Origin of the sequence: Arenibacter sp. F20364 (assembly GCF_023015905.1) — a bacterium.
In the GTDB taxonomy this organism is placed as follows: Bacteria; Bacteroidota; Bacteroidia; order Flavobacteriales; family Flavobacteriaceae; genus Arenibacter.
Map to the genome: position 1 here is coordinate 1 of NZ_JALKBD010000023.1, position 13,659 is coordinate 13,659.

A 13,659-nucleotide genomic window follows, 5' to 3' on the forward strand; every position below is an offset into this window, starting at 1 on the left:
TTTCATAACTTTAAATTTTATGATTAAACCTATCCTAAAGGTAGTGAACGGTAAGGTAACACTTGCTTGAAGCTACCTTTAGGTTTAGTTCAACACTGTCCTCAAAATCTTTGGCATGGGCTTCGGATTCGGATACTCCCTGAATACTGGCTCTTTGGGTTTTCCCCACATGTTGTTCAGTGATCCTAAACAAAGGTTTTATTCTTCTAGCCTCCCGGATATAGGGATATTTTGCCAACCCATCATTGGTTCCCATTACGTCCGGCCTCAATCTAATTCCCGGCCAACCTTTGCCACCATCGGCCCTCGGGGCTTCGGTTTGTAGCCAATACAAGAGGGACAAACTTAATTGTTTGGCCCTGACAAAATGATGTTTTAGTTCCTCATCACTTACATCTACCACATTGCCCAGAAAATAATCGTTCTGGGGGTAATTCACCAAGGTGATATCCCCAGTAAGAAAACCTTCTTTAAAATTATCCTTGGCCAATATTCTGCGATAGTTCCATAGGTTCAATACCTCCCCCAAGCTATTGCCCTTAGGATCGAACCCCAAATTCTTAGGTTGAAGGGTCCTCGGGCTGGAATAGTTGAGCTCTAACAGTTTCCCTGCCCATGGTTTTTTCATTTCAGGCTTATAGTCGCGCCAAAACGCGTACTCCTCAGGTTTATCTATGGTCCAATCCTCATTGGACCTATAATCCATTGCAAAACAGACCGTATAGGCCTGATTATTTGTGGGATCAGCAATTTCGGCCGCATGCAGCTCCCCGGTATCGGATTTGGCTTCGGCCCCACAGACATACTCGGTTCCTGTCATGGGCAATAAATCGCCCAATTCCGTAGCGTCTGCAAAATAGGGGGCTACCAAATTCTTGATCTCCCCAGAGCGAAGGTTTTTAACCCTAACCGATTGTACCCTATTCCCCTTGGTAGAGGCGTCCAAGGCCACCGTTTCCTTTAAAAGGACCAGTTTACCGGCACTGATATAGGGATCGAACATGGTTTCCAACACCCGTAACGAAATTTTGGGCTCATGGCTAATTTCGGAAACCGATGCATTACCGGGATTGAACCGTTCGTTTTCTGCAAGCTCTGGTTTTATAGGATAGTTATTGCTATAATACGCCCTGACTTTTTTTCTGAATTCCCTATATAATGCCGTAGCCCCAAAGTCGTTGATCCATTTATGCTCATCCGGGGGTACGCCCTGTTGGGTTAGTTGTCCACCTATCCAATCGGTCTCTTCCGTCATGATAACGGTAAGGCCATTGCGCAGTGCCCCTAGGGCAGTGGCACAGCCCCCGGTCCCCCCACCTATGATGACCAGATCCGCCTTTAAGGTCCTCCCCTCTATGTCTATATTGTCGACCTTTTTAGAATTTGTTTTCCCATGGGATGCATAAATAGGATTCAAAACCACAAATCCAGTGCCAGCGGCCAAATTGCCCAAAAAATTTCTTCTTTTCATAGGTATTAAATTACGAAAATAGCTGTACTGCTTTATATGGAGCAGTTAACAATATTAACAAGAAAGAAAAAATGGTTTCCCAATGTTCCTTTTAATCTAAACTGACTCAAACTATTTTGAGACTAGCTAAAAACGAATATAAAATTGACTACTGCTTCATTTCTGAGCGAACCGATTTTATCCAAGAAGTGTGCAACTGTAATAGTTCATTCAACTTTTCTGGATCGGACTTGGCCAAATTGCTCTTTTCACCAATGTCATTATCCAGGTTCACCAAATACAATTTATCTAAATCTATTTTCTCCCCTTTACCAATGGGCTCCCTTACATTGCCTATAAGTTTCCAAGGACCCTTACGTATTGCCCATTGGGCCATTTTGTCATCATAATTATCCAATTGCCAGTGCACCACCTCATGTACGGATTCCTTTTTGTTATCCAGAATAATGGGCATAAGACTTTTCCCATCCAAATCTGCCGCCACTTTGGAATTGGTCAATTCTGCAAGGGTAGGAAACCAATCCATTTCCATACTAAGCTGATCCCTAACTTCATTTGCGGGGATTACTCCTGGATAGCGAATAATGGCCGGTACACGGATTCCACCTTCGAACAGACTGAATTTACTTCCCCTATAGGGTCCTGCATTACCCCCTCCCCAAAAGGCCCTTTCCTCCAAGGAATGTCCATGATCGGATTGAAAAACAACTATGGTATTATCCGTTAAACCCATCTCATCCAGATAATCCAGAACTTGGCCAATTTTCTCATCGGTATTGGACACAAAGGCGGCATATTCTTTTCTAGGTGTTGGAATATCCTTGTAATGGTCCAACCACTTTGTAGTTCCTTGGTAGGGATAATGGGGTGCATTGAACGCCCAATAAATAAAAAACGGCTTGTCCTGCCTGTGGTTGATCACCTGCTTGACTTCCTCTACCATTAGATCGGAAAAATGTTGGCCATCATAATACACCTCCTGTGAATTTCTATACAAGTCGTGTTTATTCGGTCCGTCCCAATAGAAGGTGTGGGAATAATTATCGATACAACCCCGCTGATGCCCAAAGAAATAATCGAACCCCTGTCCGTTGGGCAAGTTCTGCTCCCTGTGCCCAAGATGCCACTTACCAATTAAGGCGGTATAGTAGCCACTGGGGTTGAGCATCTCGGCCATGGTAATCTGTTCTGTAGGCAGTCCATGTTCACCGCTCTTATCCGCACGTTCCGGTATCGGGACATTGCCTTCAAGACCTGCCCTCAAATTGGTCTTCCCTGTCATTAGGGCGGCACGTGAGGGAGAACACACCGGCGCTCCCGCATAGAATTGGGTGAACCTCACCCCCTCCTTGGCCAACCTGTCCATATTGGGGGTATACAGGTCGGTAGCCCCATAACTATTGAGGTCTATGGAGCCTTGATCATCGGTCATAATAACAATGACGTTGGGTTGACTTTTTACGGAAGTTTGGGGAAAAATTTCTACGGGAAATAATAAAAAAACTAACCCTAAATTAATGCCTATTGATTTCTTAAATACGTTCATTTGGTTGATTTAATTATTTTAAAATTTAGCTGTCGCATAAAGGTTGTAAAAAAGAAATAAACTCCCACAATGAAATGTGGATTTGTTTATGTGCTCATTACCAGTATCAAAATAATTTGAATATTCGATACTAGAAAAAAAGGAACAATGGGAAACCATTGTTCCTTTTAAAACCAAATCCACTTAGATGTCTTTTTTAGTTGGAATTGTCCGCAACAAACTTATAAATTTCATTTTCCTTTAAGGATATGGCTTTTTTCAATCCCCCATATGAAACAGTGATTTCTTGTTCTTTGGCTGCCATAATATTCGCATAAAGCAGTTGTCCCTTTTCCCATTTCATATCTACGGTTATATTCCCCCTCGCCTTAAGTCCTTTAACACTTCCTGTAGGCCAAGCTTTTGGCAAGGCCGGTAAGAATTCAATGGCTCCGGCGTGACTTTGCAAGAGCATTTCAGCAATGCCCGCAGTGGTTCCAAAATTGGCATCCATTTGGAAGGGCGGATGAAGCCCGAACATATTATTCGCTGTGCTCTTGGTAAGAACGGTTTCCAAACTGCTCTTAGCCTTGTCTCCATCGCCCAAACGCGCATATTGGTTTATGAGCCATGCCGCACTCCAGCCAGTACCTCCGCCACCGTTAGCAATCCTATAATCCAATGACTTTTTGGCGGCCTCGGCAAGAGTCGGGGTCTCAATCCTACTAATTTGATTTCCGGGATGCAGTGCAAACAAATGGGAAATATGTCTATGCCCGGGTTCTACTTCCTCAAATTCCTCTGCCCATTCCATTAATCGCCCATCACCCCCTATTTGGGGTCCCGCCAAGTTATTCTTAGCTTCTTCAACCTCTTGGATATATGGATCCCCTATGCCCAGTATTTCGGAAGCATATAGAAAATCGGTAAAAAGTTGCCAGATTACTTGCTGATCATGGGCGGGCCCCATGCTAATCTGACTCCGACTGCCATCTGGGGCGATAAAAGTATTTTCAGGCGATACCGCAGGTCCCGAGACCAACTTGCCGGTTTTGGGGTCCTCTACCAACCAATCCATATAGAAATCTACCGAGCCTTTCAACACTGGGTACATCTGCTTTAAAAAATCCTTGTCCTTTGTAAAGGCATAATGCTCTGCAATATGGGTACTCAGCCATGCACCGCCACCTGTATGCATTCCCCAGGAGGCACTTTCCCCCGGAGAGGTATAGCCCCAAACATTGGTGATGGGGTGCAGCACCCAACCTCTGTTGTGATACTGTACGGCTGCGGTCCTTTCCCCTGATGGTACCAAGGAGGTTAATAAATTGAACAATGGCAGGTGCAACTCAGATAAATTGGTCGACTCTGCCTGCCAATAGTTCATTTGTACATTGATGTCCGTATGGTAGTCCCCATTCCAGGGGGTTTGAATTTTATTGGCCCATATGCCCTGTAAATTGGCAGGCAAGGTACCTGGCCTAGACGAGGAAATCAATAAATAGCGCCCGTATTGAAACATTAATTCTTCCAGATGTGGGTCGTTTTTGGTCTCCTTATACTTTTCCAGCCTTGTATCGGTGGCTATGGGCACTATTTCTTCAGGAGTAATATCCAAGCTAACACGCTTATAGTAATTTTGGTATTCCTCTTTGTGAGCTGCGAAAAGTTCATCAAAAGATTTGGTCAGCGCCTTTTGTATATTGGCTTTCGTTATATTGATATAATCACGGCCCTTATAATTTGGCGGGTCCAAAACATAATCTGTGGAAGCCGATAAAAACAAGGTAACTTCATCCGCTTTTTTAACAATTAAACTGTCCCCAACATATTCCAAAGCCCCATTTTTAGCAACCCCTTTTAGTCGCACCATATACTCCAAGCCATCTTCTCCCTTACCATTGGGCAAGGCCCCCGCCATTATCAATTGATTGCTTTCAGAAAAGGTTTTAGAATTCTCGGGACGGTCCATTGTTGTGCTGAAAGAGATCTTCCCTGGTTTATCCGCCGTAAAGCGGGCCACCATTACCTGATCTGGGTAACTGGTGAAAATTTCCCTTTTGTAATTCACGCCATTTTGGGTAAAGCTGACACGGACAACGGCATCATCCAGATCCAACTCCCGATGATAGTTTGTATAAGCTGATTTTTCTGTATTGTTTATCCAAAGATCGCCTAAGGTTTGAAAGCACCCAAAGGGAACCTCAGCCCCATTCCCATGTCCAGATCCTTCCCCCTTGCAGATTTGAGTACTATTGGTAAGTTCGGTAGCTTCCTTATAATTGCCATTGAACAATAGTTCACGGATTTTGGCCTGGGCAGCAAAAGCCTCGGGATTGTCATTGTCATCCGGGCTTCCAGACCACATGCTCTCTTCATTTAATTGAATTCGCTCCAAAGGTACATCCCCGAATACCATGGCCCCAAAGGACCCGTTACCCAAGGGAAGCGACCTTAGCCATTCAGCATCGTCCTTCCAGCCATTTGGATCGTCTTTGGCCGTGGCCAAGGCCGGTTCATCATACCAGAGTTTTAGGTGGTCCTTTTCGGGTGCTTTTTTTTCCGAACTACAAGAGGTGATAAAAAGTAAAATACTTAATGCTAGGGTGATTTGCTTCATTAGAGGAAGTGGTATTGGTTATTTTTTGGCGTACATCTTGTAAAACAAAACATTAATAAAATAAAAACCTATTGGATTGAACTTAAAATTTTAGCAAGGACCAAGTGGTAATGCACAGGATTTTATCAATATTGTTTTCCTTCAAATATAAAATCCACATAGACCATTATCATAAACTAAAGACTATTTCAATGCTTCCAACTCCATACTGCCAACATATTTAGCTTTCATTTCAGGACTTATTTGGCCATTTTCATTTTATTGGGTCGCCCATTCCAATTTCAATTTTGACCCATAAAAAAGGGCTCCAATATTCTGGAACCCTTCTACTCTCAACTAACTTAACTACTAACTTTTAATTGTAAGGCAATGACCAGGCATTTGGCACTTGCACCCTTTATGAGCTAGTCTTAGCTTCGCATTGTATTTAGGTATAAAACTACACAATTCCTGATTTGCCAAGGATGAACCATATACAACAATACTTAATCGAAATGATTTTAATTTATACTTATCCTTTTATGGCCTTCGCTTATAATATCCTTGATATATATAGTGTTACTTCCTTCATCTTTTAAGGAATTCAACTTATAAATGTTGTCCAATTGACTCTTGAAATGAGCAAATGCCCCATCACCAATTTGCTGAATGGCATTTATCGCGATCAATTTAATGCCTAGATGTTCATCATTCAGATATTTAGAAATTGTTTCGCTTGCAATACCGGTTTGCCCAATTTGATATAAGGTTTTTGCGGCCAGAATAGCAACATCTGGGCAATCATCCTTCAACAATTCCTTTATAGCTTGCTGCGTATCCCATTCTTGGGCGGCAATCCGTGTCAGTCCCATTAAACTCCAATAGCGTACCGTGGCATTTTTATGGGTAATCCCTTTTTGAAATAGAGCATAGTTGTCTTTATCGCCGGTAGCCGACTTAAATGCAACCTCTACAATTTTTTCAATAGGATAATTTTCAGATTGGGCATACTCATATATTGTACCTGTTCTATTGATTTCAATAAGCTCGGATTCCGGTATAAAAGAGGCATTCTTGGTATTGATGGCATTATCTCTCAACTTTCCAAAAAGTTCTTCCTGTACTATTTTGTATTCTGGATTATCTGCAAGATTATTGATCTCCCAAGGGTCATTCTTCATATCGTATAGTTCCATGGTTGGTTTTTTCTCCCAGAAATAGCTTTGCGCTTCATTGCATTCCCCATTTCTATAGGCCTGCTCCCAAGCCCGGGCCGTAGCAGCTCTCCACAAGTACGAAATATGCTGACCTGTAGGTCGATCGGGATAAAAATTATAAATAAGCCGATAACGTTTATCACATACCCCCAACATATAATCGATGCGTTCATCCATCCTACCTCGGAAAAAATTGACATGATCGGGTGCTTCAGTGCTATACTTCCCCAAAAATGGCTTTCCGTCCATATGCTCAGGAGTAGGAATCCCAGCGAGGCTCATGACCGTTGGACCAAAGTCTATAAAACTAACCAATCGATCGTCCGTACCATTGGGCTTGGTAGGAGCCAATTTCTTATACTTTGGCGGAAATTTAATTAAGAGTGGCACACGTGTTCCCGTATCGTATAAAAACCTTTTACTTCTTGGCAAAATGCCCCCGTGATCACCATAGAAGAAAACAATAGTATTATCCTCTTGTCCGCTTTTTTTAAGCTCCTTTAGAATTTCCCCGACCTGTTTGTCCATCAACGTGACGTTATCGTATGATTTTGCCCAATCCTTTCTGATGTCCGGACCATCGGGATGATAAGGAGGTAAATTCATTTTTGAGGGCTCATGGACAAGATCCTTAGGGTCATAATTATGGATTACGTGCTCATGCGAAATTCCTAGATTAAAGATGGCAAAGAAAGGTTGGCCTTTCTTTTTATTCTTATAATGTGCCTTGTCCGAGCTTTCGTCCCATATGGTCCGCTTCAACATGGACGAATTGTAATCTTCCTTGGCGTTATTTGCACAATAATAGCCCTTATCCATCAAATACTGGGAATAGCTCTTTAAATACGACGGAATGTTATAGGTACTCCGCATATTGTGTGTTCCCGTTGTGGAGGCGTACATCCCTGTAATCAAGGTAGATCTGGCAGGGGCACAAACAGCGGTATTAGCAAAGGCATTAAGATAGCGGGTACCTTCAGTCGCCAATTTGTCCAAGTTGGGAGTAATGGCATTGGTGTCGCCATAGCAACCTAAATAGGGGCTTAGGTCTTCGGCTACAATCCAAAGAATATTCGGCAATTTGGTCTTGGATTGGGAAAAGGAAAAGTTGACCGACAAGAGACCTAATACCGAAATATATAGAAATAATTTTGAATACATCTTTAAGAATTTTTCATTTATGGTGGGTTGGATCAATTATATTTATCCCAATTTATTAGAATTTCCGAGATTCCATAAAAGGAGTTAATGGATGTCCAAAAATTTGGCAATTACCCATCCCCATGTTTATACCTATCCCATTTTTTTGGAACACAGTTCCCAAACGGAAGGTTTTCATTAGGCTAAAGGATAAATAATTTTACAGGTTTACCTCACAAAGTAATACGCTAAAAAAAGAGAGTCTGAACAAAAATTATCGTTTTTAGCCATAAAGTATACACAACAGCTATATAAATCAATAAATTTTCGTTCAGCCTCACTAATCATAAAACTTTTATATGGAGCTTAGCTCCTAATATCCAGGATTTTGTTCAATATTTGGATTTTGATCTATAACATCTTGTGGAATTGGGCTCATATATTGTCTCGTCTCAAACTTGGCCGTATATTTCACTTCTTCCTCAACGCTGTAGACCCAAGTACCAGAATTATCCGCGGGGCTTGAATTCCTGATGACCATATTGTGTCTTGGGACTCCCATGGTCTCCTCCTGCTGCATCAAGCGCTTGTTGTCAAAATATCTCTTGTTCTCAAAACACAGTTCTACCCTACGTTCGTTATGTATGGCCGTTCTCATCTCTTCTTTGCTAAGGCCGGCCGGAAGGTCTGGAAGGTCTGAACGATCCCTGACCCTGTTGATGGCATTGTAGACAGATGGGTCCGGCCCTACGGCTTCGTTCTGCGCCTCGGCATAGTTCAATAGAACTTCTGCATACCTATAGAAAACATCATTTTGTCCGCTGGCATCGTTTCCAGGGGCCGCATCTGGATTCAATCGTTTCTTTTGGTAATAGCCAGAATCCCCAACATCGGTCTTACCGGCAAGGTCTATTTGATTGGTCTTGTCTGGATTGGCATAGGTCTCATCGATACGGGTATAGATAATATCCTCTGTAGGCATCCAATCCAATTTATAAGTAGCCCCGTCATAAACGATAAAATCATAGAAGCGCTTTTCCCTATTTTCATAAGGGTTTTGTGGGTCATACCCAGACGCAGGATCGGTAATAGGCAATCCATTGGCCATGGCAAACTGATCTACCAATTCCTGGGTAGGGTTATAATTCCCCCAGGTCAGGTAATTGCCCAATACATAGGTAGGTCCTCCCCGTCTTTCGTAATTGGATCCCATTCCGCCTACATTGGCCACAATTTGTCTATCCCAAATAATCTCCTCATTGTACTCGTTGGAAGCCCTCCAAAGGTTTGGAAGATCATCGAACAGATCATAGGTGCCATCATAAAGATCGATAAACCTTTTGTTCGTCGCCGCCGCAGTGGCCCAACGTCCAGCATCAGCTGTTGCAAAGTGCACAAAATTTCCGGGATCCGAAAGATATCCAGCTCCACTATTGAACAAAGGACTTGCCGCAAATAGCTCCAGCCATCCTTTTAGGGCCAAGGCAGCTCCCAAAGTGGCACGACCTGCACCATTATTTCCATTGCTATATTTTATGGCCAGACTGCCAGCATCAACAATAGCCCCAAGTTCTGACGTAATAAAATTAAAGGTTTCCTCAAATGTTGCCCTGGGCACCAAAAGTTCCTCCTCGCTCATAATATTTCTGTCCAATGGTTCGGTAATAATGGGGAGGCCACCTACATGCATAAAGTACTCGCTATAAAAGAAAGCCCTGAGGAACCTTAATTCATCTATCCTCTGTGAGTAGAACTCTTCTGTATAGTTTTCCTTGTTCTCCTCCAATTTTTGGAGTCCAGTATTGCATTTCCTCAATTTTACAAAAAAAGTTTGCCAGGTATACCCGTTGGTTGGACCATAAGTACCTCCCCATGGGCTACTATTACTAGAGGATGGCGCCTGACATATTCCCTGTCTCCAGTTGGAAGCCGTATAGTAATGACTTATGTTGTAGTCATCGGTATAATAATCCAATTGCTCCGCCAGTGTACAAATCCTGGGTATTTCACTGTAGACGTCATTGATAAAGATATCCGCATTGGCCTCTGAGGCCCATTGAGTGGCATCGGTAAGTTTGGATTTATTCTCGTTCTCCAGAAAATCTTCCGTATCACATGAAATGGCACCCAATAAGAGCGATGCACAGATTCCAATGGTACTGATTTTATATATTAATCCTTTCATGGTTTTTATGATTTTTAAGTTAAAAAGAAATATCGACTCCAAAAGACAAGGTCTTAGTAATAGGATAGGAGTTTTCACGATCGTCATACCCCAGTTCTGGGTCTATAAAATCCAATTTACTAATGGTAAACAGGTTCTGTCCCGTTAAACGCAAACTTATCGATTCCATATTTAGCTTTTCGGATATGCTTTTTGGAAGGGTATAACCCAAAACTGCAGTTTTAAGACGTACGTACCCTGTATCTACCATCCAAAAATCCGAAGCTTGCGTATTATTGGAATATGGTGAGGGTGTAGCCCTGGGATAACTTGCATTCTGATGGTCCGGGGTCCACCTGTTGTTGAAATATTCATAGGAGGTATTACTTCCATTATTGGCAAAAGGGGACGTTAAAAATGTCTGGATATTAATGTCCGAATTAGCCACTCCCTGGAAAAACAAGGAAAGGTTAAAGCCCTTATACTCCGCCGTGGTGTTAAAACCATAAGTAACCGACGGGTAAACAGGATTACCTATTACCGTTTGGTCATTGGAATCGATTATCCCATCAGGTGTGCCATCGGGGCCACTTAAATCCGCGTACCTAACGTCTCCTGGGTGCAAATCCCCAAATTGTACCACGTTATAGCCATCCGTACTGTTTATAATTCCGTCTCCGTTGGTATCATCGGCCGTAGAGAAAAGACCCAAAGATTTATACCCATAGGGCGTTCCAAAGGGTCGTCCTACCCTAGTTCTATTAGGATTGTCCCTTTCGGCATCGGATTGGAACACCTCCAACATATTGTTCTCGGCATAGCTAAGGTTGGCATTAAGGGAGAATCGAAAACCGTTGTCCCACATTTTTTGGGTACCCAATCCCACTTCAAATCCGTTGTTATCCATAGATCCCTTGTTTTCTTGGGAGAGGGCCAGGCCATATTCAACCGGTACGGTAACCTGTGGTGCAAGGAGCATTCCAGTACGATCCTCATGGAAAAAGTCGAACTCCATGTTAAAAAGTCCGTTCCACATAGTAAGGTCAAAACCTATATCAAATTTGGTCGATATTTCCCATGTAATATTAGGGTTTGGCTCAGTACTTACCCTAGACCCCTGAACAAGGCTGCCATTCCCAAACGCATAGGCGTTACCGCGCAGATCATAACCTGCCAAATACTGGAATGCGGCCAGATTGCCATCGATATACGGAAGGTTCCCCGATTTACCCCAGGAAGACCTAACCTTTAAACTATTGATGGATGTCATCTCCTTCATAAAATTTTCCTCGGATATTCTCCAGGCGGCTGAAAAAGCCGGGAAATAGCCCCAACGTTCACCTGGCGCAAAGGAATAGTGTCCATCATACCTACCAGAGGCCTCCATGATATATTTATCCTTAAAAGTATATCCTAAACGATATACATAACCGATCTCACTTGCAGTTCCTGAAGATCCGCCATTATCATAATCCAATTTATCTGAACTTCCCAAGCTCAACTCATCTATTTCAATAGCAAAATTGTTCCTACGGGCATTAAAAAAGTCATTTTTGGTCTCGCGAGCCTCGGCTACAAACAAGGCCGAAACACTATGGTCCCCAAAAATACGATCATAATTAAGGTACCCTTGATAGGTGAATTTTGTTTGCCTACGGTTTTCCAACTGCAACCAGGTATATGGCTGTCCGCTACCTTCCTGCAAGGAAATTGCCTCGGTATAAGTATAAGGTTGCTGATCCAAGTCAATGTTATAAAAGATAAAAGGAACGTGCCAAAGTTTATCATTGTTCGTGGTAGGGTCATAACTAAAAACCCCCTTTACCTTTAAGCCCGGAATAAATGGCAATTCCTGTTCTACATAAACCGAACTGAGTAAGGTATTATCCTCATCCTTGCGATAACCTTCAGACTCCAACACCCCTACTGGGCTACCTCCCGAGGATTCGCCCCATTTGTCCCCTTCCGGGTATCTCAAGGTTTGTATAGGTACAAACTTATAGAAACTTCTCATTAAGTGGGTCAGGTTTTCATCGGCATCGATACCGTCCGTATGCTCTATAGAACCGTACAGTGACATTCCGAACTTGGTGGTCTTGGTGGCCTGAATATCCAAGCTCATATTATAGTTATACCGTTGGTAGCCTACGGGGTCAAAAATTCCCTCCTGATCAAAGTAACCCAGACCAGCATTATATTTTATCACATCGGTCCCTCCACTTATCTGGAAGTTGTTAATGGATACGCCTGTATTTTTTGCAAACTCATCCGTAAAATTGGAGTCGGGATATTTGTAAGGATCTGACTGGTGCAGTTGGTTGTAGTCGGCAATTAGACCTGGATCATTCGGAGGAGTAGTTCCCGAAGGGTTTAAATTGAAATATCCTTCATTCTGCAAGGCCATATAATCCTGGGCACTTAACATTTCTGGAAGGTAGGTAGGGTTTTGAAAACCATAAGAACTGCTCAAGCTTATTGTAGGCTTACCTGTCTTGCCTTTTTTGGTAGTAATAACAATAACCCCATTTGCACCCCCAATTCCAAAGGGGGCAACTGCGGCCGCATCCTTAAGTACGGTTACGGACTCAATAACATTGGGATCTATTTGGCTCATGTTGTCCCTGCGAATTCCATCTACCACTATCAAAGGGTTTGTATTACCTGTAGAGACAACCCCTCGAATATGAATATCCGGGTTATCACTTCCCGGAGCACCACCATTTGGCCTCATACTCACCCCGGTCATCCTACCGGCAAGATTCTGGGAAACATTGGACGTAGGGATGTTCGCTATTTCCTTCCCCTGCATTGTACTTACAGAACCCGTTAAGGTAGACTTCTTTTGGGTAGCATATCCTACCACAACAATTTCATCGAGGCCAGCGGCATCCTCTTTTAGAACCACCGAAATATCCGTCCTTCCGTCAAGAGCTACTTCTTGCGTGGCAAACCCAATATATGAAATAACGAGAGTGGCATCCTCACTACCCAAATCGATGGTGAATTTTCCGTCAAAATCGGCTTGAGTACCATTGGTAGTACCTTTCTCCACAATTTTTGCCCCGGGCATGGGGACCCCAGTATCATCGGTTACAGTTCCCGAAACTTGGATTTGTTCTTTTTTAAGCTCCACTACGGTAGGTTTTGGAACCTCTTTGGGTGTATTTAAATTTTTATCTTGAGTTAGGATAATTTGGGTTCCCCGGACTTTATATGCAGTGTAAGTATTGTCAAATAAACTAAGTAATACATTATCTATATGCTCCTTATTTGCGCGCAATGACAATTTACGCTGAAGGTTTACATCCTTTACCTTATAAATAAATCTAAATTTCGTAGTAGATTCGATGTCATCAATAATGTCCCGTACTGTAGCGTTCTCTGCCGCCAAGGTAACCTTAGTCTTCTGTGCATAGCTATCATTGGCCTTTAAACCTAATAGCGCGGCAAACAACAGTAGCGTGGTCAATTTCATTTTCAAGTCAAATTTCAACAAAGGTTTGCTCAACCTTCCCTGATTAGATGGTTTTTTCATATTTTTGA

At 42.7% G+C, this 13,659-nt stretch carries 6 protein-coding genes; all 6 read right to left on the reverse strand.

The features are described 5' to 3' along the window. Positions 1–34 precede the first annotated feature (34 nt). The 6 genes from MWU84_RS17035 to MWU84_RS17060 all read right to left on the reverse strand — a co-directional run bounded on the left by MWU84_RS17035 (position 35) and on the right by MWU84_RS17060 (position 13,651). Positions 35–1,471: an FAD-dependent oxidoreductase gene (locus MWU84_RS17035; RefSeq protein WP_246903977.1), complete on the reverse strand. Its 1,437-nt coding sequence runs from the start codon at positions 1,469–1,471 to the stop codon at positions 35–37. Positions 1,472–1,619: 148 nt separating this feature from the next. After that, positions 1,620–3,017, reverse strand: a complete 1,398-nt coding sequence (locus MWU84_RS17040; protein ID WP_246903979.1) for a sulfatase-like hydrolase/transferase — start codon at positions 3,015–3,017, stop codon at positions 1,620–1,622. Positions 3,018–3,213: 196 nt separating this feature from the next. Then, a complete protein-coding gene (locus MWU84_RS17045) occupies positions 3,214–5,616 on the reverse strand; it encodes a glycoside hydrolase family 95 protein (protein ID WP_246903980.1) in 2,403 nt (800 codons plus the stop codon). Between the two features lie 500 nt (positions 5,617–6,116). Beyond that, positions 6,117–7,973, reverse strand: a complete 1,857-nt coding sequence (locus MWU84_RS17050) for a sulfatase-like hydrolase/transferase (protein WP_246903982.1) — start codon at positions 7,971–7,973, stop codon at positions 6,117–6,119. A gap of 352 nt (positions 7,974–8,325) precedes the next feature. Then, a complete protein-coding gene (locus MWU84_RS17055) occupies positions 8,326–10,137 on the reverse strand; it encodes a RagB/SusD family nutrient uptake outer membrane protein (protein WP_246903984.1) in 1,812 nt (603 codons plus the stop codon). A 19-nt stretch (positions 10,138–10,156) separates the two neighbouring features. After that, on the reverse strand, positions 10,157–13,651 hold the full coding sequence (locus MWU84_RS17060; protein WP_246903986.1) for a TonB-dependent receptor: 3,495 nt from the start codon (positions 13,649–13,651) through the stop codon (positions 10,157–10,159). Positions 13,652–13,659 lie beyond the last annotated feature (8 nt).